Origin of the sequence: Aquella oligotrophica (assembly GCF_002892535.1) — a bacterium.
GTDB lineage: Bacteria > Pseudomonadota > Gammaproteobacteria > Burkholderiales > UBA11063 > Aquella > Aquella oligotrophica.
This window is the reverse complement of the sequence record NZ_CP024847.1, coordinates 2,595,641-2,622,361: the sequence shown is the minus strand read 5'-3', so window position 1 is coordinate 2,622,361 and position 26,721 is coordinate 2,595,641. Positions and strand designations below refer to the sequence as shown.

The 26,721-nt window shown below is 36.8% G+C and carries 26 protein-coding genes, 1 tRNA gene and 1 pseudogene; 19 read left to right on the top strand and 9 right to left on the bottom strand.

What is annotated here, in order from left to right; all coding sequences use genetic code 11:
• The first annotated feature begins 19 nt into the window (after positions 1-19).
• The 6 genes from rbsK to CUN60_RS11940 all read left to right on the top strand — a co-directional run bounded on the left by rbsK (position 20) and on the right by CUN60_RS11940 (position 5,540).
• Positions 20-907, top strand: coding sequence for a ribokinase (rbsK, locus tag CUN60_RS11965; protein ID WP_102952263.1), 888 nt, complete (start codon positions 20-22; stop codon positions 905-907).
• Positions 900-1,298: a D-ribose pyranase gene (gene rbsD, locus CUN60_RS11960; protein WP_102952262.1), complete on the top strand. Its 399-nt coding sequence runs from the start codon at positions 900-902 to the stop codon at positions 1,296-1,298. The genes rbsK and rbsD overlap by 8 nt, the downstream gene beginning before the upstream one ends.
• Before the next feature lie 9 nt (positions 1,299-1,307).
• Complete coding sequence (locus tag CUN60_RS11955) at positions 1,308-2,798, top strand: sugar ABC transporter ATP-binding protein (RefSeq protein ID WP_102952261.1); 1,491 nt, start codon at positions 1,308-1,310, stop codon at positions 2,796-2,798.
• Positions 2,785-3,723 carry an ABC transporter permease subunit gene (locus tag CUN60_RS11950; protein ID WP_102952260.1) on the top strand — a complete coding sequence of 313 codons (939 nt, stop codon included), beginning with the start codon at positions 2,785-2,787 and terminating at the stop codon, positions 3,721-3,723. Before CUN60_RS11955 ends, CUN60_RS11950 begins: the two co-directional genes overlap by 14 nt.
• Positions 3,720-4,637 carry a D-ribose ABC transporter substrate-binding protein gene (locus tag CUN60_RS11945; RefSeq protein ID WP_102952259.1) on the top strand — a complete coding sequence of 306 codons (918 nt, stop codon included), beginning with the start codon at positions 3,720-3,722 and terminating at the stop codon, positions 4,635-4,637. The genes CUN60_RS11950 and CUN60_RS11945 overlap by 4 nt, the downstream gene beginning before the upstream one ends.
• A 180-nt stretch (positions 4,638-4,817) precedes the next feature.
• Positions 4,818-5,540: a queuosine precursor transporter gene (locus CUN60_RS11940; protein WP_102952258.1), complete on the top strand. Its 723-nt coding sequence runs from the start codon at positions 4,818-4,820 to the stop codon at positions 5,538-5,540.
• 16 nt (positions 5,541-5,556) lie between these two features.
• On the opposite strand, the gene CUN60_RS11935 is transcribed toward CUN60_RS11940, so the two are convergent.
• Positions 5,557-6,276, bottom strand: a complete 720-nt coding sequence (locus CUN60_RS11935; protein ID WP_102952257.1) for a ComF family protein — start codon at positions 6,274-6,276, stop codon at positions 5,557-5,559.
• On the opposite strand from CUN60_RS11935, the gene CUN60_RS11930 reads away from it, so the two are divergent.
• The gene (locus CUN60_RS11930) at positions 6,275-7,108 is read left to right on the top strand and encodes a class I SAM-dependent methyltransferase (RefSeq protein ID WP_102952256.1); all 834 of its coding nucleotides are present in this window, start codon (positions 6,275-6,277) and stop codon (positions 7,106-7,108) included. The genes CUN60_RS11935 and CUN60_RS11930 overlap by 2 nt on opposite strands.
• Here CUN60_RS11930 and CUN60_RS11925 read toward each other — a convergent pair.
• Entirely contained in the window at positions 7,077-7,859 is a 783-nt protein-coding gene (locus CUN60_RS11925; protein WP_102952255.1) for a lysophospholipid acyltransferase family protein, read from the bottom strand. The genes CUN60_RS11930 and CUN60_RS11925 overlap by 32 nt on opposite strands.
• A gap of 136 nt (positions 7,860-7,995) precedes the next feature.
• Here CUN60_RS11925 and CUN60_RS11920 point away from each other — a divergent pair, with 136 nt between their 5' ends.
• Positions 7,996-8,493, top strand: a complete 498-nt coding sequence (locus CUN60_RS11920) for a low molecular weight protein-tyrosine-phosphatase (protein WP_222593270.1) — start codon at positions 7,996-7,998, stop codon at positions 8,491-8,493.
• A 32-nt stretch (positions 8,494-8,525) separates the two neighbouring features.
• Here the strand turns inward: CUN60_RS11920 and CUN60_RS11915 are convergent, their stop codons facing one another.
• From CUN60_RS11915 to tal, 4 genes are all read right to left on the bottom strand, one after another.
• Complete coding sequence (locus tag CUN60_RS11915; RefSeq protein WP_425266146.1) at positions 8,526-9,470, bottom strand: ribose-phosphate pyrophosphokinase; 945 nt, start codon at positions 9,468-9,470, stop codon at positions 8,526-8,528.
• A gap of 64 nt (positions 9,471-9,534) precedes the next feature.
• Positions 9,535-9,609 (bottom strand) — tRNA-Gln (locus CUN60_RS11910).
• A 13-nt stretch (positions 9,610-9,622) separates the two neighbouring features.
• A complete protein-coding gene (gene ispE, locus CUN60_RS11905) occupies positions 9,623-10,474 on the bottom strand; it encodes a 4-(cytidine 5'-diphospho)-2-C-methyl-D-erythritol kinase (RefSeq protein WP_102952253.1) in 852 nt (283 codons plus the stop codon).
• Positions 10,475-10,481: 7 nt separating this feature from the next.
• Entirely contained in the window at positions 10,482-11,543 is a 1,062-nt protein-coding gene (gene tal, locus CUN60_RS11900) for a transaldolase (RefSeq protein ID WP_102952252.1), read from the bottom strand.
• A gap of 291 nt (positions 11,544-11,834) precedes the next feature.
• On the opposite strand from tal, the gene aceE reads away from it, so the two are divergent.
• The 8 genes and pseudogenes from aceE (at position 11,835) to CUN60_RS13130 (ending at position 19,343) form a co-directional block, all read left to right on the top strand.
• The gene (aceE, locus tag CUN60_RS11895; protein ID WP_102952251.1) at positions 11,835-14,492 is read left to right on the top strand and encodes a pyruvate dehydrogenase (acetyl-transferring), homodimeric type; all 2,658 of its coding nucleotides are present in this window, start codon (positions 11,835-11,837) and stop codon (positions 14,490-14,492) included.
• 12 nt (positions 14,493-14,504) lie between these two features.
• A complete protein-coding gene (locus CUN60_RS11890) occupies positions 14,505-14,735 on the top strand; it encodes a hypothetical protein (RefSeq protein ID WP_102952250.1) in 231 nt (76 codons plus the stop codon).
• Positions 14,732-16,359: pseudogene (gene aceF / locus CUN60_RS11885) on the top strand (dihydrolipoyllysine-residue acetyltransferase). Before CUN60_RS11890 ends, aceF begins: the two are co-directional and overlap by 4 nt.
• A gap of 295 nt (positions 16,360-16,654) precedes the next feature.
• Positions 16,655-16,984 (top strand): LysR family transcriptional regulator, encoded by a 330-nt coding sequence (locus CUN60_RS11880; protein WP_102952249.1) that lies wholly within the window; start codon positions 16,655-16,657, stop codon positions 16,982-16,984.
• Between the two features lie 4 nt (positions 16,985-16,988).
• On the top strand, positions 16,989-17,579 hold the full coding sequence (locus tag CUN60_RS11875; RefSeq protein ID WP_102952248.1) for a LysR substrate-binding domain-containing protein: 591 nt from the start codon (positions 16,989-16,991) through the stop codon (positions 17,577-17,579).
• 161 nt (positions 17,580-17,740) lie between these two features.
• A complete protein-coding gene (locus CUN60_RS11870; RefSeq protein WP_102952247.1) occupies positions 17,741-18,610 on the top strand; it encodes a tetratricopeptide repeat protein in 870 nt (289 codons plus the stop codon).
• Between the two features lie 119 nt (positions 18,611-18,729).
• Positions 18,730-19,164, top strand: coding sequence for a pilin (locus CUN60_RS11865; protein ID WP_222593269.1), 435 nt, complete (start codon positions 18,730-18,732; stop codon positions 19,162-19,164).
• On the top strand, positions 19,089-19,343 hold the full coding sequence (locus tag CUN60_RS13130) for a hypothetical protein (RefSeq protein WP_222593332.1): 255 nt from the start codon (positions 19,089-19,091) through the stop codon (positions 19,341-19,343). Before CUN60_RS11865 ends, CUN60_RS13130 begins: the two co-directional genes overlap by 76 nt.
• 140 nt (positions 19,344-19,483) lie before the next feature.
• Here CUN60_RS13130 and CUN60_RS11860 read toward each other — a convergent pair whose 3' ends face one another.
• The 3 genes from CUN60_RS11860 to CUN60_RS11850 form a co-directional block, all read right to left on the bottom strand.
• Positions 19,484-20,638, bottom strand: a complete 1,155-nt coding sequence (locus tag CUN60_RS11860; RefSeq protein ID WP_102952488.1) for an iron-containing alcohol dehydrogenase — start codon at positions 20,636-20,638, stop codon at positions 19,484-19,486.
• Between the two features lie 232 nt (positions 20,639-20,870).
• Positions 20,871-21,146, bottom strand: a complete 276-nt coding sequence (locus CUN60_RS13500; RefSeq protein ID WP_102952246.1) for a cyclase family protein — start codon at positions 21,144-21,146, stop codon at positions 20,871-20,873.
• Positions 21,147-21,342: 196 nt separating this feature from the next.
• Complete coding sequence (locus CUN60_RS11850) at positions 21,343-22,095, bottom strand: helix-turn-helix transcriptional regulator (RefSeq protein WP_102952245.1); 753 nt, start codon at positions 22,093-22,095, stop codon at positions 21,343-21,345.
• Positions 22,096-22,433: 338 nt separating this feature from the next.
• Here CUN60_RS11850 and CUN60_RS11845 point away from each other — a divergent pair, with 338 nt between their 5' ends.
• The 3 genes from CUN60_RS11845 to CUN60_RS11835 all read left to right on the top strand — a co-directional run bounded on the left by CUN60_RS11845 (position 22,434) and on the right by CUN60_RS11835 (position 26,590).
• Positions 22,434-24,365, top strand: a complete 1,932-nt coding sequence (locus CUN60_RS11845; RefSeq protein ID WP_102952244.1) for a hypothetical protein — start codon at positions 22,434-22,436, stop codon at positions 24,363-24,365.
• A gap of 210 nt (positions 24,366-24,575) precedes the next feature.
• Positions 24,576-25,340 carry a helix-turn-helix transcriptional regulator gene (locus CUN60_RS11840; protein ID WP_102952243.1) on the top strand — a complete coding sequence of 255 codons (765 nt, stop codon included), beginning with the start codon at positions 24,576-24,578 and terminating at the stop codon, positions 25,338-25,340.
• Positions 25,341-25,924: 584 nt separating this feature from the next.
• Positions 25,925-26,590: a hypothetical protein gene (locus tag CUN60_RS11835; protein ID WP_102952242.1), complete on the top strand. Its 666-nt coding sequence runs from the start codon at positions 25,925-25,927 to the stop codon at positions 26,588-26,590.
• The last annotated feature ends 131 nt before the right edge of the window (positions 26,591-26,721 follow it).

Genomic DNA, 26,721 nt, shown 5'->3' with positions numbered 1-26,721 from the left:
TGAGTTTGTGAGAGATTTTATGTCAAAAATAGTTGTAGTTGGTAGTGCGTCAATTGATTTGACGGTTATATCCGATAAACGTCCACTAGCTGGTGAGACTGTGATTGGTAAGGAATTGCTCCTATCACCCGGTGGCAAAGGTGCAAATCAGGCGGTAGCTGCGGCAAGGCTTGGGGCTGAGGTAGCTTTTGTCGGTGCAGTTGGTAAAGATAATTATGCTAGCGAAATCATTAAGAACCTGAAGCAGAATCAGGTAAATACCGAATACTTATGTCAACTTGAGAATGCAGCAAGTGGAACTGCACATATAACTTTGGCAGAAGGTGATAATAGTATTGTCGTAATACCTGCGGCTAATATGCAGCTAACTCCAGCGATGATTGATGCCGCGTTTGAGCTTATTCGTAGTGCAGATATTGTTATGGTTCAGCAGGAAATTCCGCTAGTCGTGATTGAGTATGTCAGTAAAATTTGCCATGACTTGGGCGTGAAGCTGCTCCTGAACCCAGCACCAATCCGTGAGATTCCAGCTAGTGTTATCAATGCGGCTAGCTACATTACCCCAAATGAACACGAGGCGGCGGCACTTTTCCCGGGATTATCTTTGGAAGATTACTTAGCCCAAAATCCACATAAGCTGATAGTTACACAAGGTAAAAATGGTGCGCTATACCATGATGGGAAAGAGCAGGTTTTAGTTGCTGGATTTAAGGTATCAGCATTAGATACTACAGGAGCTGGTGATACTTTTAATGCGGCTTTTGCGGTAGCGATTGCCGAAGGTAAATCATTTGCTGAAAGTATTTGCTTTGCTAATGCGGCGGCGGCATTGTCGGTACAGAAACTTGGTGCGCAGGGTGGAATGCCTTATCGTAACGAAGTAGAAAAGATGTTAAGCTATGAATAAGTATGGAATATTAAACAGTGAAATTTGTAAAGTGCTTGCTGATCTGGGGCATACGGATATGGTTGTGATTGCTGATTGTGGCTTACCGATACCCGAAGGTGTGAAAAAGATTGATCTGGCACTAAAGGTTGGTACTCCCGGATTCATCGAAGTAGTCGAGTTACTAGCTCAATATATGCAGGTTGAGAAAGCGACGATTGCTCGTGAGATTCATGGGAGAAACCCAGTTACTTATGAAAGCTTGCAGAAAACTCTTGGTGCATCGATATCGTTCGAAGAGTTAAGCCACGAAGAATTTAAACTACTTACTCATAAGGCGCGCGCGATTATCCGTACAGGTGAAGCAACTCCCTATGCGAATGTTATCTTACATGCTGGCGTGATTTTTTAATTTATCGATATGAAAATACAATTAAATAATATACATAAAAAATTTGCCAGTAACGTGGTGTTAAACGGCGTTAATTTTGAACTCCTTGATGGTGAGATTCATGCACTAATGGGTGAAAATGGCGCTGGTAAATCTACCTTGATGAATATACTGACGGGGATGTTTTCTGCTGATGATGGTACTATCTTTATTGATGGTAAGGCTATGCAGTTTACAAATTCACAACAGGCAGAAGCGTACGGCATTACTTTTATTCGCCAAGAACTGAATGTTTGGCAAAATCTAACTGTGCTTGAGAATCTGTTTCTAGGCAAAGAAATCCGTAACCGGATCGGCTTACTTGACAATCAACAGATGAAAAAGCTGGCTAATGCCAAATTAGCTGAGATAGGTATTCAACTCGAGCTAGATAAGCTAGTTAGTAACTGTTCAATCGGTGAACAGCAAATGATAGAAGTCGTCAAAGCTTTGATGACTAATGCAAAAGTTTTAATCATGGATGAGCCAACTTCAGCATTAACCGAACGGGAAGCTAATGTTCTTTTTCAGGTAATGCAGCGCCTAAAACAAAATGGGGTCGGGATGGTATATATTTCTCATCGAATGGAAGAGATTTTTACTCATTGCGACCGGATTACTGTGATGCGTGATGGCGTAAGTGTAAGCACTAGCCCGATTGCCGATACTTCGTTTAATCAGGTAGTTAAAGAGATGGTTGGGCGTGAGCTATCCGAACGTTTCCCAGTTCGTGATGCTTATATTGGTGATGAGATTCTGGAGGTTCGCGGGTTAACCGGTGCTAAATTTAAAGATATTAGTTTTACGCTAAAGCGTGGTGAGATTCTTGGTTTTGCTGGCTTAATGGGTGCTGGTCGCTCGGAAATTATGCGTGCTATCTTTGGGCTTGATCCATTAATCAGTGGGACAATCAAGATTAACGGGCAGGAATTAAAGATAAACTCCCCCAATGATGCAATAAAAAAGGGTATCGGATTTATTACTGAAAATCGCCGTGATGAAGGTGTTATCTTAGGCTTTTCAATCCGCGATAATATTGCGATCAATAATATGCAGAATTACGTTCGTTCTGGCTTGATTGATAGTAAGGCAGAAGATAAATTTATTCTCGAATTGACCGATAAGCTTCTAATCAAGATGGCATCAGTCAATCTGAATGTCGGTAGTTTATCCGGAGGTAATCAGCAAAAAGTGGTTATTGCCAAATGGCTTGGGAATAAACCACAAATATTGATAATGGATGAACCTACCCGTGGTATTGATGTAAATGCCAAACGGGAAATCTATCAGCTAATGAATGAATTAAGTAAAACTGGAGTTGCCATAATCATGGTTTCTTCTGAATTACCCGAAATTATCGGTATGAGTGATCGGGTGGCCGTAATTCATGAAGGTACATTAGCTGGTATTTTAGGGCGTGAGAATCTGACTCAGGAAAAAATAATAAGTTTGGCAGCAGGGGAAGCTAATGCATATACATAAAAAGCTCATTGAGAAATTTTTGCCGTTTATTGGCTTTATTGTGTTATTTGGTGCTATTGGTAGTATTAATCATGATTTTTTGGCACCGATGAATATTCTTAATCTATTACGGCAGGTATCGATAAACGCTCTGATTGCCTTTGGGATGACTTTTGTTATCTTAACTGGCGGGATTGATTTATCGGTTGGTGCAATTCTGGCTTTATCGAGTGCGCTGATGGCAGGGATTATGCTCCATGGCTGTGATCCCATTCTTGCGATAATTATTGCCTCACTGATTGGGGCATTATTTGGTGCTTTCAATGGCGTGCTCGTAACCAAAGGTAAAATTGCGCCATTTATCGCAACTCTTGCGACGATGACGATTTATCGCGGGCTAACTATGGTTTATACTGATGGTAACCCGATTACTGGACTAAGTGATAGCTTTTGGTTTCAGGTCTTTGGACGTGGTTATTTGTTTGGCTTACCGATCCCGGCAATTACGGTAATGATTACCTTTGTGATTTCTGCGATTATCCTAAATAAAACACCTTTCGGGCGGCATATTTATGCGATTGGCGGCAATGAAAAAGCTTCGATAATTTCTGGGGTGAAGGTAAATAGGATAAAAATTATGGTTTATGCGATTAATGGTTTGCTGGCTGCATTGGCTGGAAGTATCGTTGTTTCAAGACTTAATTCGGCACAACCAACCGCAGGCACTTCATATGAGCTAGATGCGATTGCTGCAGTCGTGCTTGGTGGCACAAGTCTCACTGGCGGACATGGGAAGATTCTAGGAACTTTGATTGGAGCACTGATTATCGGAACACTAAATAATGGGCTTAATATCCTTGGAGTTTCGAGTTTCTATCAGCTCATTGTTAAAGGGGTAGTGATTCTGATCGCTGTATTTATCGATCGTAGAAAGGCGACATCATGAAAAGAATCCTAGATTTATTGTGTGCCTTTAGCTTATTGCTATTGATTAATGCTTGTAGTATGGAACCACCAGCATGGGCGAAAACCAAACACGAAATAGACCCAAATAATCTAAAAATAGGGGTATCGTTATCAACGCTCAATAATCCTTTTTTTGTTGCGATAAAAACCGGGGTTATGAATGCCGCAAATAAAGAACATATGCAAGTGAAAATCGCCGATGCACAGAATGATTCTGCCAAACAAAATAATGACGTTGAGGATTTGATTCAGCAAGGTGTGGATATTTTATTAATTAATCCGGTCGATTCTGATGCCATTTCTTCGGCAATTTTGCTTGCTAATCAGACTGGGATTCCGGTAATAACTATCGATAGATCGGCAACTAAAGGGAATGTTGTTACTTTTATTGCTTCAAATAATATCGAAGGCGGCAAAATGGCAGCACAGTTTATTATAAGTAAACTCGGTAAAAAAGCAATAGTGGCTGAATTACAGGGGATTCCTGGTGCTTCTGCGACTCGTGAACGTGGGCAAGGTTTTCATCTGACCGCGGATAAGGAATTAAATGTAGTAGCCAGTCAAAGTGCTGATTTTGATCGGGCAAAAGGACTAACTGTAGCTGAAAATATCTTACAAGCACATGATAATATTCAGGCGATTTTTGCTCAAAATGACGAAATGGCACTGGGTGCTTACGAAGCTGCCAAAAGTGCTGGGGAAAATATAATCATTGTTGGCTTTGATGGTAGTCAAGATGGTTTAAAATCAGTCAAAGAAGGGCAATTATCAGCAACGGTAGCCCAGCAACCAGAATTAATCGGTGAAAAGGCGATTGAAGTTAGTAAAGATATCGCCAATAAAAAAGCTATTTCGCCGCAAATCCCTGTAGCATTGCAATTGATTAGTAACTGATTTGTGGAGCATTAGATGGCTAAATTCTAATTTAGAATTTAGCTCTCTAGGAACTGCTATAATTCTACCTTTAATACTCCGGCTTTTGTGTGACCATTGCAATTTGTCGGAACAAATTTGACCTGATTCATAATCAGGTTGCTGTAAGTTTAACTGTTTTTAATCCTACAGGATATCTTTATGCAACAAAATTCAATTGCGCAATACCCGCGCTATCTCTGGTTTATTCAGCTTTCATATACCGCAGTGATTTTATTGGCTAACTGGTTTGATATTCGCATGATACGCCTTGGCTCACTAGAAACTGATGCCGGGACACTAATTTTTCCGTTTACTTTTATTTTATCCGACTTGATTACCGAAGTTTATGGCTATAAGTTTGCTAGACGTGCAATTTGGGTCGGGTTTTTGTTTAATTTCGTTTTTATTGCATATGGGCAATTGATTATTCATTTACCAAGCCCAGATTATGCTTTGGAGACTAATGCTAAATTTGATAGTCTGCTTGGGTTTAACGCGCGGATTATTATTGCCTCGACGATTTCCTATTTATGTGCAGAGCCATTAAATTCATTCATTATGGCAAAATTAAAACTTAAAACTGCGGGTAAATTTATGTGGTTCCGGTTTGTTGGCTCGACAGCGGTAGCCTCCTGTTTTGATAGTTTTATTTTTGGCTTTCTAGCATTTTATGGAACTATGCCAATACATGATTTAATTATATTCAATGCTACGATGTGGCTAATTAAAGTTACGATTGAAGTACTTGGTTTACCGTTGTCGCTTTCATTGGCAAGGCGGTTAAAGCATGCTGAGGGACTTGATATGTATGATGTTGGAACAAAATTTTCGCTATTTAGTCTTGAGGCAAAATATTTACCCATCAATAATCGCTACCAATAATTTTGATATGAATTAATTAATCTTGGGCGCGCATCAAACACCATATTTCAACCTGACGTGCGCCTTTTTGTTTACATAGCTTTGCTAATTCATTTACTGTGCTTCCAGTAGTTACCACATCATCAATGATGGCAACCGATAGATTATTTAGATCAGCATTTATTGCAAAAGCATCTGCTAGATTATTTATCCGTTCTTGGCGGTTTAATGTTGCTTGTGCTTTGGTTTCTTTGATTCTTTCGATCTCTAAAAATTTGCTATCTGGATTAGAGTGTCTTAACTCTCTGATTAACTCATTTACATGATTAAACCCACGGAGTTTGTGTTTATTGATATGTAGTGGAACTGGTATAATTATGTCCGGTAATTTATGTAGCCTTTTGGATATGGCATTCCAGAAAAGCTGGCTCAAAACATGACTATATTCAAGTGAATTACTGTATTTAAGTTTATGTAATATCCGGTTTAGTGGAAATGCGTATTCAAAGCCAGAGATAATTCTGTCAAAATAGAAATTATTTTCCTGACAGTTTTTGCAGTGTAGTTCCTTGGGTGGTAGATAAAGCATGCATCTCGGGCAGTATGGCTTATTTAGCATGTGTGGCAAGCTTTGATAACAATCTTGACAAATTTGTTGATCTGCTGCTACTCCACATAAAACACAGCTTTCTTCAAGCAGGATAATTTTTACTATCCATTGCTGTAATTTATAAAAACCTTTTGTTAGTAGTTTCATGCAAAATTCCCATTTAATCAGGCAAATATTAAGACGTAATCATAACCGACTTGATACTCTTGATTTTATTTATCGTGAACTTGCCTCACGAATGTTATCTAGACTAGATTATATCAAGATTACTCCCGACTTTATGCTTGATTGTGGTAGTGGCATGGGTTATGATTATGAATTACTTAAAAATAAGTATCCCGCTAGCAATATTATCCAGATTGATCTTTTAAACGAGTTTTATCGACGAGAAAATAAGTCTACCAGCTGGTTAAAAAATATCTTTAGCAAAAAAAATCCTAGTGACTTTATAGCTGCGGATGTCCTTTCTTTACCCCTTGCTAATAGTAGTGTAGATTTTTATTATAGCAATTTACTCTTACCGTATTTGTCTGATCCTGTGCCAATGGTAAAAGAAATGCGCCGGGTATTAAAAGTAGGTGGTGGTTTTTTTATTGCCGGATTAGGGGTTGATTCCTTAAAAGAACTACGCGAGTTAGGGTTGATAACTAATACCTTTCCAGATATGCATGATATCGGGGATATGCTGATTGCAGCAGGATTTTCTAACCCAGTGGTTGATACTGAGTATTTGAGCCTTGACTATGAACATTTGGCTACATTATTGCAAGATATTAAGTTGCTGGGCTGTGGTGCAGCATATGGATCAGGAAACTACTTTGGCAAAAATGCCTATCAGGAGTTAAAAAAATGCATTGACTCACCAGTTAAATTAACTCTGGAGGTATTTGTGGCTCATGGCTGGAAAGACCGCGAGCAGATTGAGTTACCAGAAGGTATGTCTGCTATCAGTTTTCATCGAACAAAATCTGGCGATTAGAAAATTTAGCATTTATTTGTTGGTATAAATGTTCGGTTAATTGGTCGCGGTTAGCAAAATTTTCTGCCTTAACTGTCTCAAGTACAAATATCTTCGCAATTAGTCCATTCAGAGTTAAGGTATTTAATACCGATTGAACAAGATTATATTTTTTACCAAAGCTAGTTTCTTCTGCGATAGTACCATCTTTACGATAGTAGATAATAACTACGGGGATTATGCTACTTTTGGCTAGAAGTGCTGACTCCAAAATTGGCGCTTTGAATGGTAATAACTTGTCGCCATCGCCTACAGTTCCTTCAGGAAAAAAACCTATGCAGCGTCCATTTAATAGATGCTCACTTACTGCTTGATTTACATATAGTAGATCACGTTTTTTTTTGCGATTAATAAATATTGTACCGCCTGCCTTAATCATTCTGCTTAATATTGGCCAGCGTGTCATCTCTACCTTACCGACAAAATTAATAAAATAGACTTGGTATAATACGAGAATATCTAGCCATGATAAATGATTTGAAGCAACGAGCATATTAGGGGGGAAGTAGTCAAAATTAGTTCTACCAATGATCTTTACTTTTACACCTGTAACGGCTAATGTTACTTTTGCCCAGAATCTAATTATCTTTCCTCTGGTTCTTAAAGATAAAAATGGCATGCCAACCCAGCACCAGATAGCAGATATGATTGTTATTGTCAGAATTAAAATAAATCTTATAATAGCGACTAACTGGTTGAATATATTAATCATGAAATTTATGCTTTGATAGATTATTTTTGGTATAAATGTCAAGCTGCGGGAGATATTTTACTAAAAAAATAGTTCTACTACCGATTAATTTGTTACAATTTCAGTTTGCAAATTTTAATTAATGCTATCTATGGATGTGAACAAAATTAGGGTTTTATTTGTCTGTACCGGAAATATCTGTCGCTCTCCGCTTGCGGAAGGTGTATTTAAAAAGCTATTAAGCGACCATGGTTTATCGGCGCTATTTGAGGTTGACTCTGCCGGAACTGAAGATTATCACGTGGGAAGCCCACCTGATTCAAGATCGATTAAAGTGGCAGAATTTAATGGAGTAAGCGGACTGAATCATAAGGCTAGGCAGTTTATTAAGAGTGATTTTGATAAATTTGATTATATTTTGGTTATGGATCACTTAAATTACGATGCTGTAATCAGTAAAACTAGTAACCACGAATATCATGGCAAAGTGATGCTTTTTAGAACATTTGATGTTGATCTAACTGATTTTTACGATGTTCCAGATCCTTATTATGGAACAGAAGATGATTTTGCTGAAGTTGGCGAAATAGTCAAGCGTGCAGGGTATGGGTTTATTGAGTATCTAAAACAGCAAGGAAAAATAAGCTGTACTTAATTTTTAAGCACAGCTCTTATAGTGTTGATAAGTTAGTCGTTTAACAGTAGGCTTATTGATTCTTCGTTATTAATGCGACGAATGGTTTCCGCAACCAGTTCAGCTATCGATACCACTCTAACGTTACTTGCTGATTTGCTTAGTGGTATAGTGTCGGTGACAATTAACTCATCTATGATGGAGTTTTCAACCCTTTCCAGTGCTTCACCAGAGAAGATTGCATGAGTGGCATAAGCATATACCTGTTTTGCCCCACGGTTTTTTAATGCTTCTGCTGCTTTGCATAAAGTTTTGGCAGTGTCAATCATATCGTCAACAATTACACAATTCTTGCCACTTACATCTCCGATTATATTCATAACTTCGGCTTCATTAGCTTTTGGGCGGCGTTTATCAATGATGGCAAGCTCGGTTCCTAGCCCTTTAGCGAATGCTCTTGCACGCATAACTCCACCCATATCCGGTGAAACCACGATTAAATCATCATAGTTTTTGGTTTTGATATCCCGTAATAATACAGGTGAACCATAGATATTATCCACTGGAATATCAAAAAAACCTTGGATCTGATCTGCATGCAAATCTACGGTTAATACACGATCAACCCCAGCAGAAGTTAGCATATTTGCAACTAACTTGGCAGAAATTGGCACCCTCGCAGAACGCGGGCGACGATCTTGCCTAGCATAGCCAAAGTATGGGATTGCTGCCGTAATTCTTCCTGCGGATGCTCTTTTTAGAGCATCCGCAAGAACTAGTACTTCCATAAGATTATCATTAGTTGGATAGCAGGTTGGCTGTAAGATAAAAACATCTGAACCACGGACATTTTCAAGGATTTCTACAGCTGTTTCACCATCACTGAATTTCATAACCTCGGCTTTACCAAGTTTGATATCAAGACATTTGGAAACTTTTTCTGCAAAAGAGGGATTAGCATTCCCGGTGAATATCATTAGGTTTTTACGCATAAACATGATTACCCCTGACGATTATAAAAAAAGCGCAAAATATCACACGGATAGTTTGCGCTTCTATATATGGCTGGGGTGGTAGGGATCGAACCTACGAATGTCGGAATCAAAATCCGATGCCTTACCACTTGGCGACACCCCAATAAAATCTTTTCTTAATTACAAGCTACCGGTGATTCGGGTATGCTTGCTGCGAGGTAGGTATTATATCGTGGAGCTAAAATATTTGCAACCTTTTTTGCACTATTTTTGTCAGGGTAACAAAGATAAATGCAGCTTCCGGAACCTGTCATTGCTGGAGTTCCATATTTTTCCAATTCGGAAAATATTGTAAGAGCTTCCGGATGGAGTTTTTTTACTACCGTGGCAAGATCATTTTCTAGCGTATTAAGGAGATAGTCTTGATTATACTTTTCTGCTACAATTTTAGTGGGATCCAGTTCCAAGTTTTCAAAAACTTCTTTGGTTGATGCCTGAAACGCTGGTTTAATGATTATAAAATATAAATCTGGGAGTACAATTGGTTCTATAATTTCGCCAATTCCAGAAACTAGCGCATTTTTACCCTTGATGAAAAAAGGTATATCTGCCCCAAGCTTCACACCAAGTGCACAAAGCTCTTCAGTCGTTAGCTTGGTTTTCCAGAGCTGATTTAGTGTTATTAGTACACTGGCAGCATTGGAGCTACCTCCTCCCATACCAGCACCAGAGGGAATGACTTTTTTTATACGAATATTAGCCCCAGCATCTTTTATTTCAGTATATTCTTGTAAGAGAATTGCTGCTTTGTAGGCAAGGTCCTTTTGGTAAAACCACGCCTGATTATGCTCAATTAAAGAGATTTTGCCATTATCTGTAAGTTGCACCTCAATCCGGTCATATAAATCAATCAGACAAAAAATACTTTTTAGCAGATGGTAACCATCTGCCCGTTTTCCAGTGATTTTAAGACCTAGGTTTAGTTTGGCTGGGGATAAAAACCCAATAAACTTGTTGGGATATGACATGTTTATACTATTTTACCAATTCCAGTAGTTGATCAAAAGCATCGTCGAATAATTTTAGTCCGTCAATTTGAAGTTTATTGCCAAGCTCCTCTAAGTTAATCCCGGTTGCTTCAACTTCTTTAAGAACTTTATCTGCTTTTTCTATGTCATTGGTAAGGCGTTCCGCAGCGACTCCATGATCTCTGAAGGCATCTAGGGTAGCATCCGGAACTGTATTGATTGTTTCTGGTCCAATCAGTTCTTCAACATAAAGTACGTCTGAATAAGCTTTATTTTTTGTCCCAGTACTTGCCCAGAGTAAATATTGGCTGAATGCTCCTTGAGATTTCAGCTTTTTGAAGCGTTCACCATGAAAAATAGCCAGATAATCAAGATAAGCTTGTTTAGCAAGGTTTATTGCGGTTTTACCTTGTAAATTTGTCGGTAATTTATCATCAATTGCTGAATCAACCCGTGATAAAAAGAAACTTGCAACTGTTTTTATTCCTGATACAGGCAGACCCTTGCTACTGCGCTTTTCTAATCCAGTTATATATGCATCCCAAACGGCATTTACTTGTGATAAGGAGAAAAGTAGGGTTATATTTACGTTTATCCCAAGGGTAACTAATTCTTCAAAAGCAGCAATTCCTTCTTTAGTTGCTGGAACTTTAATCATTAGATTTGGTTTTCCAACCGCATTCCATAGCTCAAGTGCACTTTTTACAGTACCTTCTTTGTTGTGGGCAAGGTGTGGTGAAACTTCAAGGCTTACATAACCATCTTCTTTATCGCTTGATTGATACAATGCAGACATTATTTGACAAGCTTCACGTATGTCAGATATTGCCATTTGTTCGTAACGTTCTAGAGGAGTAAGATTTTGTGTTTTTAGTTGAGTTAATTGCTCCTGATAACGCAGATCACTTGAGATTGCTTTAAAGAAAATTGCTGGGTTTGAAGTAACACCAGCAATTTGATCTTCCTTGACCATTTTTGCCAGTGCTCCAGAATTTAAAAATTCTCTGGAGATATTATCTACCCATATTTTTTGCCCATATTGGCTGACTGTAGCAATTTTGCTTGTCATAAATTGATCCTTATTGTTAAACGTAATGTGTGTGCTAAAAATCTTTGAGTTTCGGAATAAATTCAGTGTCAAATCAATTAAGCAATTGTGCATGTTGGACTTAAAAGTCCACTAGTTGGTATTAACGTGTATTGTTAGATTAATATTATACCGACAAATCCATTGCAAATGCTGTTTTTTTTTAGTGCGGCGCAATAATCATTCTGATATATGAATGATTATTGTTTGCTATACTTATGTCAGTTTTTAACATGCTTTATTTAATTTGCCGTTAGGTGGTAAGGAGTAAAAATGAGTAACGATATCGATCAATTGCAAACCCGTGAGTGGCTTGATTCGATTGATAATGTCATTGAGTATGATTCGATTGATCGTGCAGCTTATTTGATTAAGACTGTAGTAGGACATTTTCATGACAAAACTGGACACCATATAGCAAAATCAGCAACGACTGATTATGTAAATACCATAACACCGTCTCAGGAAGCAGTTTATCCAGGCGACAAGGATATTGAAAAAAGGATTTCTGCCTATGTAAGATGGAATGCAGCAGCAATGGTTCTACGTGCCAATAAGGTAAGTAGTGAGCTTGGTGGACATATTGCTTCTTACGCTTCTTCTGCGTATTTATATGAAGTAGGATTTAACCATTTCTGGCGCGCACCAAGCGATAAGAATTATGGTGATATGGTATTTATTCAGGGACATTCTGCACCTGGTGTTTATGCGCGCAGTCTTGTAGAAGGCAGGATTAGTGATGAACGAGCTGACAATTTTCGTCAGGAAGCATTTAAGGTTGGTCTATCATCGTATCCGCATCCATGGTTGATGCCGGATTACTGGCAATTCCCGACCGTATCAATGGGACTTGGTCCATTGATGGCTATTTATCAAGCCCGTTTCATGCATTATCTACATGATCGTGGGATTGTAAATACTGAAACGCGTAAAGTATGGTGTTTCCTTGGTGATGGTGAAACTTCTGAACCTGAATCATTAGGTAATATTCATCTAGCTGGGCGTGAAAAACTAGATAATTTGATATTTGTAATTAACTGTAATTTGCAACGTTTGGATGGACCTGTTTGGGGTAATGGTAAAATTATTCAAGAACTTGAAGGTTTATTCACTGGTGCTGGTTGGAAGGTCATCAAGGTAATCTGGGGTCGTGGTTGGGATCGCTTGCTGGATAAAGACAAGACTGGTAAATTGAAACAATTGATGATGGAAACGATTGATGGTGACTACCAGGATGTTCGTTCTAAAGATGGTGCTTACGTTCGTGCCAAATTCTTTGGTAAATATCCTGAAACACTTGAGTTGGTAAGAGATATGTCAGATGATGAAATCTGGGCTTTAACCCGTGGTGGTCATGATCTGGAAAAAGTCTATGCTGCATATCATGAAGCTGTAAACAACCCTGAGAGTAAGCCAGTATGTTTACTAGTTAAAACCGTAAAAGGCTTCGGTTTGAAAGGTGAAGGCGAATCACAAAATATTGCGCATCAGCAGAAAAAATTATCGGTTGATACTTTAAAACATGTACGCAATAAGTTTAATATCCCCTTGACTGATGAGCAGGTTGAGCAGGTTCCATACCTTAAATTTGAAGCTGGTACTCCAGAATATAATTACTTGCATGATAGACGTGAAAAATTGGGTGGTTATTATCCAGTACGTAGACCAACGACAAATACACTACCAATCCCTGAGCTATCTGCATTTGAATCACTTATGAAAGATACTGGTGAGCGTGAAATGTCTACTACCATGGCATTTGTACGGATGCTAAATATCTTGGTTAAAGATAAAGAATTAGGTAAACATATTGTACCGATTGTTCCGGATGAGTCACGTACTTTTGGTATGGAAGGAATGTTCCGTCAGTTGGGTATTTGGTCACACGTTGGTCAGTTATATACTCCTGAAGATGCTGGTCAGTTAATGTATTATAAAGAATCACAAACTGGGCAAATTTTCCAAGAAGGTATTAATGAGCCTGGTGCCATGAGTACGTGGATTGCGGCTGCAACTAGCTATGCAAATCATGGTGTACCAATGATTCCATTCTATATTTATTATTCAATGTTTGGATTCCAGCGGATTGGTGATTTGGCTTGGGCTGCAGGTGATATGCGTTCACGTGGTTTCATGATCGGTGGAACTGCAGGTCGTACGACACTTAATGGTGAAGGCTTGCAACATGAAGATGGACATAGCCATATTCAGGCTGGGTTGATTCCTAATTGTGAGACTTATGATCCAACTTTCTCCTATGAGTTAGTAACTATTCTTCAACATGGTATGCATGAAATGTATGTAGAGAATAAAGATAAATTCTACTATATAACAACCATGAATGAAAATTATCATCATCCAGAAATTCCGGCTGGTTCTGAACAAGATATTATCAGTGGTGCATATCTGTTTAAAACAGTTGGTGACGGAGCAATTAGTGTCAACTTAATGGGAAGTGGTACAATTTTCCGTGAAGTTATTGCTGCAGCTGATTTGTTAGCTCAGGATTTTGGTATCAAGGTTAATCTATTCTCGGCAACTTCTTATAATAAGCTTGCTCGTGATGGACGTGCTATTGTTCGCCATAATATGCTTAATCCTAGTAAAGAAAAAGCCAAGCCATTTGTTACCCAATTACTAGAGAAAACTGGTGCTAATGTAACTGTATCGTCAACTGATTATATTCGTGCTTATTCAGATCAGATTCGTGAGTATGTTCCTGGTAAATATGTAACTCTTGGTACTGATGGTTTTGGTCGTTCTGATTACCGCAAAGCATTAAGAGAGTTCTTTGAAGTTAACCGCTATTATGTAGTTTTGGCTGCACTAAATGCTCTTGCTGAGACTGGGCAGATTGATGCTGCTAAAGCAGCTGAGGCAATTAGTAAGTATGGTATTAATACTAACAAGGCTAATCCTTGGGAAGTTTAACTGGAGATTGAGATGAACAAATTATTGATACTCGCTGCTTGTTTATGGATTGGTTCAAGTTATGCTACTGACGGACGCAATCAGGGTGCTGTCAATAATTTGTGCCAGAATCTTTCTGCTGCATGTTCCGGAGGTGATCAGCAATCTTGCGATGCTTATAAGAGCGCAGGTTGTGGCTGTGATGCTGAAACTGGTACTTGCACTAGAGGTAATTATTCAGATAATAATGAGGCTAAACAATGAGTATAATTGAATTAAAAATCCCTGATATTGGCGGACATAGTGACGTAAATGTTGCTGAAGTTTATATTAAAGTTGGTGATACGGTTAAAGTTGATGATAATTTATTGATGCTTGAAACTGACAAGGCTACAATGGAGGTGCCTGCCGAGGCTGCTGGTGTTGTTACCGAGGTCATGGTTCAGGTTGGTTCAAAAGTTAATGAGGGCGATGTTGTTATAAAGATTCAGGCTGAAGGTGTTGCAGCAGCGGCAGCTCCAGTAGCTGAGCCAGTTAAAGAACAGCAAACTGCACCTGCTAGTGAGCCTATCAAGGCAGCAGCGTCTGCTGGTAGTGTTCAAACTGTTCAGGTTACAGTGCCTGATCTAAGTGGACACAGCAATGTAGCTATTATTGAGATTGCAGTTAAGGTTGGCGATAGCATCAAAGAAGATGATACTATCATGACATTGGAAACAGATAAAGCAACGATGGAAGTTCCTTCGACTGCGACAGGTGTGATTAAAGAATTAAAAGTTGCTGTTGGTGGTAAAGTTAGTCAGGGTGATCTGATTATGTTGGTTGAAACAGTTGGGGCACAACAGTTGCAGCAGCTAATACAGCTCCAGCATCTCCACAAGCATCAGCTCCAGTAGCACCAGTTGCAACTGAATCAGTAGCAAAAGCTGCACCGTCTACACCAGTAGCAGTAGTTGATGAAGCTTCATTTACCAAAGCCTTTGCATCTCCGTCAATGCGTAAACTTGCTCGCGAACTTGGGGTTGATCTAGGTAAGGTTAAAGGTACTGGAACTAAAGGTCGTATTACTGAGAATGATGTGAAATCATTTGTTAAAGGTGTCATGACTGGTCAAATTAGTAACGGTGCCGCCGTATCTAGCGGTTCTGGTGTTGGACTTGATTTATTACCATGGCCAAAAGTTGATTTTGCCAAATTTGGTCCAGTTGAACGCAAAGAGATGACCAGAATCAAAAAAATCTCTGGTGGAAATATGGCTCGTAACTGGGTTATGATCCCGCACGTAACTGTATTTGAAAAAGCCGATATTACTGATATGGAAGAATTCCGTAAACAGCTTAATGAAGAATATAAACGTGCAGAGATCAAGGTTACGCCATTGGCGTTCTTGATCAAAGCTTCAGTATTTGCGCTAAAAAAATTCCCAGAATTTAATGCGTCAATTGATGGTGATAGTATTGTTTATAAGCAATATTTCAATATTGGTTTTGCAGCCGATACGCCAAATGGCTTGACCGTTCCTGTGATTAAAGATGCTGATAAAAAAGGTCTGGTAGAAATTGCTCAGGAGACTTCAGCTTTGGCAAAAGCTGCTCGTGATGGTAAGTTGAAGCCAACAGATATGCAAGGTGGTACATTTACTGTATCAAGTCTTGGTGGACTTGGCTCAACTGCATTTACGCCGATTATCAATGCTCCTGAGGTGGCTATTCTTGGTGTATCCAAATCAGCTATTGAGCCTGTTTGGAATGGTAAGGAATTTGCTCCACGCTTGATGTTGCCACTATCATTGTCATTTGATCATAGAATTATTGATGGTGCTTTGGCTGCTAAATTTACCACTTTCCTAGCTCAGGTATTATCCGATCTGCGTAGAATGGCATTATAATTGCTTATTACTATAAAATGATAAGGTCAAAGTGTATTAACTTTGGCCTTGTTTTTTTATCCCTATTGAAAAATAGGAGACACGTTCCTATTCTGCTTCTTAACCCCTCATCCCTGTTTGGATAAAGTAAGGGAGTATGAAGAAAGAGATCTAAATTCCAGCAGTTTAATTCTACTCTACTGTCTTAATCCATATTCGTATTTTGCAATTATATCTGTGCATTTTTCGTTGTTTACATATTTTCTCAAATTAGTTAAAATAGCGAGTGTAGTAGTTAGATCTAGGAAATCCAATAATGTACTCGTATGATGATATTTTCTTGTTTGTAAAAGTTGTTGATGTGGGTAATTTTAGCGATTCAGCAAAACTTTTGAAGATCAGCGCTGCTACTATTAGTAGACGGATTCGAGGTTTGGAAGACAGCCTCGGTGTGGCCCTTATACGGAGAGATACTAGGAACTTTGAGCTTACCGCTGCTGGAGAGCAAATTTATCAAGAGTTTTTAAATAAGGATAAGCTATTTAGTGAAGCAATAAAAAATATTATTGCTCAGGATCAAGAAGTAAAAGGGGTTTTACGGGTTGCATTACCACTTATTCTTGGGTTAGAAAAAATAACACCATGAAAAAATAACACCATACATATACAAATTTAATCAACAATATCCAAATATCAGATTGGAAGTTTGTTACCAGCATCGAGTGATTAATATGGTAAAAGATGGCTTTGACATTGCTATTGTTAATCATTTACCAACACAACAAATGCAAAAAGTAAAAAAGGTTTTCTCAACATATATGAACCTTTACTGCACCAAAAAATATGCTGATAAATATGGAATACCTGAAAGCCTTGATACTATTTTTGATTATCCTATTGCCAGTGCAATTTCGCATGATTATACGATTCCTGATTCAATTATAGCGAAAAATAATAAAACTGGAGAAGAAATCTTAGTGAGGATACCAATAAAAAAATTAAAGTTATGCATAAATAACGCTCTAGGTGGCGTCATATTATTGAAAACAGATGAATATATTGTTGGGCTTCCGCATTTTCTGAAAGTTGATACTATAAATGAACCATTAGTAAAGGTATTGCCAGACTATAACTTCGGCGAAGCCGACTTCTATTTATTGCGTCATCCTAATGAAAAACATGATATAACTGAAATTCTCGTGAAATACTTACTGTTGGCTCTAGATATAGGCTCATCATAGACTATCCTAATTTTAATTTCTTTTGTTAGATAAGTATAAACATTAGTTTAACTAAATGCTTTAGTATACTGTGTCTGTACTTATGATGTCTAAATACCATGCCTCATGCAAGTTTGTTGAGGATACAAGTTTTAAATTTGATAATGAAGTAGAGGGAAATTATGAGAAATAAATTACTTATCTTTTTGACTGTTTTTCTGATTAAAATGGTCTATGCCGATAGCGGTTCTGATTGCATAAAACTTATTGAGCAAGAAAGCTATTCTCAGGCAAGAAAATTATGCCAGCCATTGGCAGAAAGTGGCAATAAGGATGCGCAGTTAGCTATGGGGGTTCTTTATGCTGGTGGCTATGCAGTAAATTTAGATTATCCTACGGCAATAAAGTGGCTTACACTGTCGGCAAATCAAGGACAAGCTACAGCTGCCTATGATTTGGGAAATCTATATGTGAATGGTACAGTAGGTATAAATTATACTCTTGCACTTAAATGGTATTTACTAGCTATACCAGGTAGCAAATTAGGTTATGTGGAGAATACAGTTGCCTTATTTTATTTACAGGGTATGGGTACTTCTCAGGATTATACTTTGGCGCGCAAATACTTCTTGGATGCAGCTAATAAAAATTATACTCCAGCAATGACTTATCTTGGGCTTATGTACCAAAATGGTTGGGGTGTGGTACAAAGCTATGCTGATGCCTTAAATTGGTATCAAAAAGCTGCGAAATTAAATAGTCCTTCAGCAATGAATCAGCTGTATATCTTATATAAAGATGGCTTAGGGGTTCAAAAAAATGAGTCTCAGGCTATGCGATATCTCTTTAAAGGCGCAGATAAGGGGAGCGCATTTGCAATGTTAAATCTTGCTTGGAATTATGCATATGGTGAAATGGGACTACCAAAAGATAAAGATAAAGCTATTTTATATGCCAGAAGAGCATTATCATGTGACGATAGTAGTAATCTTTATCCTGATGCTGATCGCCTAGCAAAGAAAATTCTGAAAGATATGGGTGTGGAGCGGTAATAGTTTGATATTCTTTACTGGTAGACTCTAATTGGCTGGAATTACTAACCATCATAATGTGTAGCCAATTTATAAGGAGTTACACTATTTGATTGGTAGCTAGTTCCGTGGGATCAGGAATGTTTATTTATAAAAAAGGCTTCACAATTATAGAGTTAATGATAACTGTGGCAATTATAGGAATCTTGGCAACAATTGCTATTCCTGCATACAATAACTATGTAAATCGTGCTGCCGTAAGTGAAGCTATTCGTATGGCTGGACCTGCACAGCTTGCTGTGGCTGAATATCATAGTTTTAACTCAGTTTTTCCTTCTACTAAAGCCGATGCTGGTTTGGATCCGGCAGATTCTTATATTGGTAAATATGTGACTAAAGTAGAAGTCGGTGCCAATGGTGTAATTTCTTCATGGTTAATATTACCTAGTGGTGAGTTAGGGGTAATTAATTATACCCCAGCTGAATCAGGAATGATAACATGGGTATGTACAAAACACCATCTTCAGGAAGTGGGGCAATACCAGCTCCGTATTTACCATCAAGCTGTTCTATAAAAGGACCACAGATAGGTCCATTGATTACAGACCCAAATCTAGTAGATTGGAACCAAACAGATTGTCTAAATTCAGGAGGAGTCTGGCATTCTGAGTGGGCATGGGCATGTGATTGTGCTACTGGGGCTGGTGGGCATACAATTGGTTGGCGCGATGGGGTTGGTTGTGCCAGTCAATAAATGTTATTTAATGAGATGAGGGAAAAGAATGTCCTAGATTTCTCAAATAGTTTCGGAGAATTTTTAGGGGCGAAAAAGATGCCTGATAAATGAGAAGACATCTTTTTAATCTGATCTAATTAATAATAGAGAAATGATTTCTAATGTGCCATTTGTAAAATTTCTTTTACTGCTTTTTCATCTAGATTACGCCTTTCACCAAGAGGAGTTTGGCTATATTTAAATAAGTTTTTTGTGATTTTGTCATAATCAGGAGAAATATCATATTCTTTCAAGCTTAGTTTTATATCAAGACTGGCAAAGAACTCTTCCGTCAAAATTATACTTTGCTTGATCGCAATTTCATCATGACTATTTTCTAGTCCCCAAACATTATGCGCAAATTTTAGCAATTTTGCCGATTTATTCTCCATTTGATGGCGCCAAAGTTTTGGTGCTATGATTGCTAGTGTTTGGGCATGATCTAGTCCATAAGCTGCAGTTAGCTCATGACCTATCATATGGGTTGCCCAGTCATGATCTACACCTACTCCGATAAAGCCATTAAGCGCATTGGTTGCTGCCCACATCCAGCTAGCTCGTGTATCATAATCCTTCGTACCATTTACAATATCTTTACCAACCTTGATCAGGGTTTTTAAGACAGTTTCTGCCATACCATCCTGAATTGGCGTATTTAGATCAGTTGTCAAATACTGCTCGGCAACATGGATGAATGGATCTACGATACCATTTTGTAACTGGCGTTTGGGTAGCGTGTAAGTTGTTTCTGGGTCAAGGATAGAGAATTGTGGAAATACTAGCGGATTCATGAATGCTAATTTATCACCATTCTCTCTTCTTGATATTACAGCACCACAGTTCATTTCAGAACCAGTTGCTGGTAGTGTAAGCACTGTACCGAATGGTATTGCTGAATTAATCGTAGCATCTGGCTTAGTCATTATTTCCCAAGGGTCGCCCGCATAATTGGCTGCAGCAGCAATGAACTTTGTACCATCGATAATTGAACCGCCCCCAACTGCTAGAATCAAATCAATTTTCTTGTTTTTGCAAACTTCTACTGCTTTCATCAGTGTATTAAATTCTGGGTTTGCTTCAATTCCAGCAAATTCAATAATTTCATATCCATCAAGGGCTGAAATCACCTGTTGATAAACTCCATTTTCCTTGATAGACCCACCTCCGTAAGTAAGGAGAATCTTTTTCCCTTTAGTGATTAAATTTGTGAGTTCTTTAATTTGCCCTTTACCAAATAGTACTTTTACCGGGTTATATAAAGTAAAATTATGCATGCTAGATTCTTTCATTAACAAATTTTTATCAATACTCTTAACGGACTTGCTTCCAAACGAACGAGCTTTAAGGGAATTGCTATTTTCTCATAAATTCCCACCCTTACTTTAGTTAATTTTAGTCTTCAATAATAGCAGTTTCATTCTTTAAGAGTAAAACATGGTTATTATACTCTTCACTGTTAAATGGGTCAACATTTGGTGTATCAATTCTGACCAAAACACAATTATTCTAGAGTAGTAGTTTGCATGTTTCATGACCAAATGTTACAAAATTAGGATTAAATGGCTGCTGATAATTGAAGCTGCTAGTTGAAAATAAAATACGTGGGGCTTCCGGCAAATGGTGTGGTTGAATTAGACCATTATCTGCTTTTGTCAGATTTACTTCAACGGTCTGACATCTACCAATATATTTATCTAAGTCAACAAGGTCAATTGATTTTCCTTCTGCTAGAAAATGACTTGGGGCATCAGTATGGGTACTCAGATGGAGGGTAGTATTAATACTTCATTTGCTATCGGCATAAGTTTCGGTTTTTAGACTAAATGGCGTATCGCCTAGATAAATATTAATGTTTTCCGTAATCGGCTGGCTAATATCAATCCACATGTTTATATTTTACTCCCACTGATGAATTATTGATATCTGACTAGTCCATATTACTCTATAGATAGATTTCATTTTAGATTGTTAATACGGTTTATTTAGAAATTAGTAGAACATCATTTAATTCATAACTTCCCACTTTAAGAAGTTGGCGCGGAATAAATAGATGATATTTCAGACTAATAGCTTTTTCTATTAATTGCTCTTTGGTTTTTACTGCAAAAATGTATTTTAAATTTTCCAAATGGTTATTTACTCGTCCGGCAGATATTTTATAGCCGAGAGTACTCATTATTATTGAAACTTCACTATAGGAGTACTTATTTAGGTAAAAGAATAAAATCATGTGTTGTCGCGGAGTCAACTCATATTTTAATGGCTTGGATTGTTCTTTATTTATTAGCCCAAAATTAACTCCATTTATTTTATAGATAATATCCAAAACATTTGGTAGCATGAATGATTGTGCTGAACCTAGTATTCCAACAAAGTTATTGGTTGATGGATTAATAATTGGTGATTTATGGATTAAAATTATGTGTTTATAGCTATCAACATAAATAAATTTATGAGTTTCCAAATTTTTACGAATAAGTTCATCTTGTTGTAATATGATTCTTGCCTGCGTTCTTTCTTCTTCCGTTTGTAACTTTTCTTGAGTTTCAGTTAGAACGCTACTTTCTGGGTCAAAGTCAGATATATATCCAGGAGAAATATAGCGGAAAGCATAGTTTTTATCTTTTATAAAGATAGCTTCTTGTTCACCGTTGTTATAAACTATATCAGCTGAAGAACAATAATATTCAAAAAAAGCCTCATCAGATAAATTTTGTTGCTTTTGATTCATAGTTAATTCCTTTTAAATGGAAAATATGCTGAAGAAACATTTATTATAAATTATAAAAATAATAGTAAAGTTGTAATATTAGGGCATTTTAATATTCTGTCACTTAATAAGGGTAATTAATTATAACAGTAATGATAGATTTTACCAGTTTGCCGGACAACGGTTACGAATGAATACTACAGATGGTTATTGTTATATTTTACCACCTAAATATTTGGGCGGTAATATAATGGATGGAATTACTTTGGACTTTTACTAACTCGTCCTTTTTATTTAGAATATCTCCTGTAAATTCAAAGTGTAATTTATAAAATTACAAAATAAAAAGGATTCTATAAATGAAAAATATATCTAATTATTTTATATTGTTAAGCATATTGGTACTTGTAGCGTGTAGTAGTGGCATAACTTCTACGAATCAAGCTGAATACGTTCAAGGAGAAGTTGATGTCTCTAATTCTTTAGTGTTAGATGATTTTGGGGTTTTACCAATACTTCAAGAATCTGCGTCCTATATTTTACGGATTAACAATTATAGCAATCAGCGTTATTCTTTGACATCCGTGAGAGTTACAAATGTAAAAGATTTGCTAGATCAATCTAATTTATTAAAGGTAAATACAATTGATTGCACCAAATTAGCTGCAGCAAGTAAATGTAATCTTAAACTTACACCTCAGGCAAATAGATCTGTTGATGTTGTTCTTACAGTTAAATTGGAAGATGAGTATTCCAATTTTCATACGTTAAGAAAATTGATTCGGATGAGCAACAAAATTAGTTTTCAGAATGGGGTTAATTTTGTAGGTGACTTTGGTAAAGTTGTCACTACTGATGGTCGATATAATATTGCTATACCTTTAGCTATCAGGGGGGAATTTGATGAGTTTAAAAATAATGGCGGACAAATAATTTGTGAATCAAATAAATCAGAACAACGAGGTGGATGTACTTACCTTTTAAGTGGTTATGTAGAAAGTTCTACGTTAAAATTTATAGCTAGTGTGTCTGGTTTTAACGGTGGTATTCTCAGATCCTCTGCCAGTGAAAGCTTGACAGTGGTAAAAGGTGAGTACTCGAATTTACTTATCTCACATGGGCTAACTATAGATAGAGCTAAGGGAGTTAATCATGTGTATACTACCTTATGGAACAGTGGTAATGTATCTGCTTATAAAATTAATATAAACTTAGGTAACAATTTAGCTATTTATGAGTCAATTCATATAGAAAATATTGAGCCATCTCAGCGTGAAAATGCCTTAATCAACGTAATTGGAGTTAGCGCTATTAAGGATATGACTGGCAAATCAAATTTAAATATTGAATATTTTGGAAAGGAACAAAAGTTCAATGCAAATACTACAATTTACTATGTAGGTCAAAATGACCATGGAGATGGTGTTGGCACAATTACTAATCCAGTAGACCCCTGTTTTATTGACAATTCCTGTCCTCTTCCATTCAAAGGTACATTTGGAGTTGATGATGTTCTTATTTCTACAATTAAATACCCCCAAAATGCAGAGGAGCATGACCCTAGTATCAAAGACTCCTATAAATTCGTCTGGGAAATAGATGTTAAAGATATGGATGTCTTTGAAGCTGAAGAAAAAATATATCCATATGTAGTAACTCCAATTGTTGGGGGTAATACTATACTTCCGGAAGTACTGGATAGTAAAGGGTGTACAATAAAAGAAAAGAATGATAAATGTACTATCAAAATTGAGTTTGATCCGAGAGCAGATTCATATGCTGTTGGAATGGAAATTAAGGGTAGATTAGAATTAAAGGTTTCATTTGAAGAAAAATATCAATCTTTTTCAGCTTCAGTACCCGTTAAGTTTTATAACTTCCTAGCAAATAACCAGCCCGTACAGATTAGAACTGAAAATAATGGGGATAATCTTGATATACATGTTAAGCTTACATACATTACACCAACAGGGAAGGAAGATGTTATGAGGTTTCCGACTGAGGGAGTAATAGAGCCTTGGAAACGTGGAGAGATTTTCATCCCATTATGGGTCAGAAACCCTAAATTAGAGTTTATTAAGACATGTGGCCATGGATGTGGTGAATTTGTAACTGCCACAAGAGATACTAATTGGATATATGGAGATGTTGATGAAAATGAACCTTTGTCATCAATCATAGACGACTATGGGATGCACCTATATTTTAATAGTATCAATAATAATATAAGATACATGTGCATAAACTTTTATGGTAGAGATCCTCAGAATCGGGATTGCGGAATAATATAAAAATCCCGATTCTGTTATATCGATTGTTTATTGTAAAAAAAGGAAATCTAATATTTTTAGTTCAATAGGGTGCCCTAGGTTTGCTTGGGGTATTTATATAAAATAAAGCTAAAGCATAAAATATGTAATTTTTAAAAGTTATTACATTATTTTTAGTATAATTAGCATCGTTGAATATTTTTCTTATAAATTTTGAGCATTATACAAAATATGGAATATAGTAAGCAAAACCTATCTGATGCCGATTTCTTTGAGTTATACTGTCAATCAGCAGATGTTATTTACAATGGCATCTGTAAAGAAGTAGTATTTATAAAAGACAGTGATTTCATTTTTCGCTATGTCTCAAACGCATATAAAGATGGGCTCAATCCAAATGGTTCGATAGCAAAAGATTTAATTCATGGGGCAAATAGCGCAAAACAGAAGATGGACACTAGCTTGGTGAATCTAGTTGACGCTCAGGATGAATTAATTAAAACCAGTTTAAAAGCTCAGAATTATTTATATGTTGATATATATAAACATATCGGATTAATCCGAAAACGGCCAATTATTAATCCTTCAACTAATGGTTTTGTTGGGATTTTGGGTGTGGTTCGTCCTTTTATGTTGCCAAATGTTCTGGATATTATTTATAAAATTAACAGTATTGATTTGGAAGTAATGGAAGACCCTATAGGCGAGCAGTTGAAATATGAACTGACTCCACGCCAGCATATTGTATTGTTTTTTTATGTGAATAAATACTCATATAGTGAGATTGCATCAATTTTGACAACTTTGGGGCATAAAATTTCGGCGGGGCGAGTGAATGATCATCTCGAAAATCTTAAATATATTTTTGCGGTAAAGACTAAGAACCACTTAATAGAAAAGGCAATTAAACTTAAATATCACTTATTTGTTCCACGTGAGTTACTTAGAGTTGGTAGCTATGCCCTTGACGATACAATGATTATTTCGGAATTATAATAATTCCAAATTTTAATTAGTTTTGCAATAGTTTTCCAAAAATTTAACAAATTCTAATTCTAGAAGGCTTTGAATTATACTACTACTACGAATAATATAAAAACTCAAATCAAAAAATATTTTTTGGAACAAAATCACAACCAAACTTCCCTTTAGCTACCTCAGATCTCGTATCTAGCTGTATTTTAATTTATCTTTAAATATTCACTCTACTTAATATGGTTGGCTATGCTACTTCTAGAGCTATTGCCTGACAGGAACCTGTTGTCCTCGCGCCATATATTCATACTATTAAACAAAAGAATACACAACCGTCATTTTTGGACGGTTAGCAAAATATTATAAATTAAGTACAATTACTAAGTAAATTTTTAAAACGTTAGCTTGGGGTATAGGTCTTATGTTGTAATTTGTTACAAATATACTACTTGACTGCTCAGGATAGTCAGATAGTCTTTTGTTATTTAATATGGTCATGCCTAAAAGCTTCTTTATAAATTTTACATGACGTACTGTGAAATATAGCTAGGTATCTAGTTTTATTGAGTGGTTAGAATTAAAGTGTGTCAGGAAGGGGATTTATTATGAGTAATCGATATGTTAAACATGCCAAAATTTCGGATAGTAAGTTTAAGGAAATAATCCGTTATTTTGCTCTTGATCTTGATGGGCTACAGATTGCTGAATTATCAGGACTTAATCGCAATACAGTCGGGCGCTATTTAAACCTTCTTCGCCAGCGGATTGCTGAATATTGTGAAGAGGAGTTACCTCCTAAAAAACCTATGGAAAGTAGTATCAGTACTAACATGCTTGATTATGCTAGTGGACTTCAAACAAGGAATGATGGACTAATTTTTGGTTTATTTAAGAGTAGTGACAAGATTCATACCGAGATGGTAAGTGAAGACTACAGTATAAAATTTCGCGATGTTGTGCGCGGCATAGCACCCTGGGAGGCAATTGATTATTCGATAAACTATTGGTATGATTTTGATGGTCTGATTGAAATTGGTAAAAACAGATATTTTCGAATAAATCAGACTAATAAAGGCATAAATGGCTATATGAATCATATTAATAGTATAAAAAGTTTCTGGAGCTTTTCACAAATGCGATTAATGAAGTTTCGCGGAGTAGCTAAACAAAGCTTTTATCTACATCTTAAAGAATGCGAATTTCGCTTCAATAATCGAAGTCAGAATTTATATGGAAAAATAATGGATTTGGTTAAGAAAGCTCCCTTGTGATCTAGGCATGAGCTATTTTTTTATAAAAAATTGCATAAGTTTTATACGGTAATAGCTATTTTAAGAATCTGCATTTTCATTTTACAATTCAGTCATGGCGACAAAAGCCAATCTTTAATTTAATAAGAGGG

Bases quoted from the DNA above. Each gene is read 5' to 3' on its own strand.
- rbsK (WP_102952263.1), top strand. From the start codon at position 20: ATGTCAAAAATAGTTGTAGTTGGTAGTGCGTCAATTGATTTGACGGTT.
- rbsD (WP_102952262.1), top strand. From the start codon at position 900: ATGAATAAGTATGGAATATTAAACAGTGAAATTTGTAAAGTGCTTGCT.
- CUN60_RS11955 (WP_102952261.1), top strand. From the start codon at position 1,308: ATGAAAATACAATTAAATAATATACATAAAAAATTTGCCAGTAACGTG.
- CUN60_RS11950 (WP_102952260.1), top strand. From the start codon at position 2,785: ATGCATATACATAAAAAGCTCATTGAGAAATTTTTGCCGTTTATTGGC.
- CUN60_RS11945 (WP_102952259.1), top strand. From the start codon at position 3,720: ATGAAAAGAATCCTAGATTTATTGTGTGCCTTTAGCTTATTGCTATTG.
- CUN60_RS11940 (WP_102952258.1), top strand. From the start codon at position 4,818: ATGCAACAAAATTCAATTGCGCAATACCCGCGCTATCTCTGGTTTATT.
- CUN60_RS11930 (WP_102952256.1), top strand. From the start codon at position 6,275: ATGCAAAATTCCCATTTAATCAGGCAAATATTAAGACGTAATCATAAC.
- CUN60_RS11935 (WP_102952257.1), bottom strand. From the start codon at position 6,276: ATGAAACTACTAACAAAAGGTTTTTATAAATTACAGCAATGGATAGTA.
- CUN60_RS11925 (WP_102952255.1), bottom strand. From the start codon at position 7,859: ATGATTAATATATTCAACCAGTTAGTCGCTATTATAAGATTTATTTTA.
- CUN60_RS11915 (WP_425266146.1), bottom strand. From the start codon at position 9,470: ATGTTTATGCGTAAAAACCTAATGATATTCACCGGGAATGCTAATCCC.
- ispE (WP_102952253.1), bottom strand. From the start codon at position 10,474: ATGTCATATCCCAACAAGTTTATTGGGTTTTTATCCCCAGCCAAACTA.
- tal (WP_102952252.1), bottom strand. From the start codon at position 11,543: ATGACAAGCAAAATTGCTACAGTCAGCCAATATGGGCAAAAAATATGG.
- aceE (WP_102952251.1), top strand. From the start codon at position 11,835: ATGAGTAACGATATCGATCAATTGCAAACCCGTGAGTGGCTTGATTCG.
- CUN60_RS11890 (WP_102952250.1), top strand. From the start codon at position 14,505: ATGAACAAATTATTGATACTCGCTGCTTGTTTATGGATTGGTTCAAGT.
- CUN60_RS11880 (WP_102952249.1), top strand. From the start codon at position 16,655: ATGTACTCGTATGATGATATTTTCTTGTTTGTAAAAGTTGTTGATGTG.
- CUN60_RS11870 (WP_102952247.1), top strand. From the start codon at position 17,741: ATGAGAAATAAATTACTTATCTTTTTGACTGTTTTTCTGATTAAAATG.
- CUN60_RS11865 (WP_222593269.1), top strand. From the start codon at position 18,730: ATGTTTATTTATAAAAAAGGCTTCACAATTATAGAGTTAATGATAACT.
- CUN60_RS13130 (WP_222593332.1), top strand. From the start codon at position 19,089: ATGGGTATGTACAAAACACCATCTTCAGGAAGTGGGGCAATACCAGCT.
- CUN60_RS11860 (WP_102952488.1), bottom strand. From the start codon at position 20,638: ATGCATAATTTTACTTTATATAACCCGGTAAAAGTACTATTTGGTAAA.
- CUN60_RS11850 (WP_102952245.1), bottom strand. From the start codon at position 22,095: ATGAATCAAAAGCAACAAAATTTATCTGATGAGGCTTTTTTTGAATAT.
- CUN60_RS11845 (WP_102952244.1), top strand. From the start codon at position 22,434: ATGAAAAATATATCTAATTATTTTATATTGTTAAGCATATTGGTACTT.
- CUN60_RS11840 (WP_102952243.1), top strand. From the start codon at position 24,576: ATGGAATATAGTAAGCAAAACCTATCTGATGCCGATTTCTTTGAGTTA.
- CUN60_RS11835 (WP_102952242.1), top strand. From the start codon at position 25,925: ATGAGTAATCGATATGTTAAACATGCCAAAATTTCGGATAGTAAGTTT.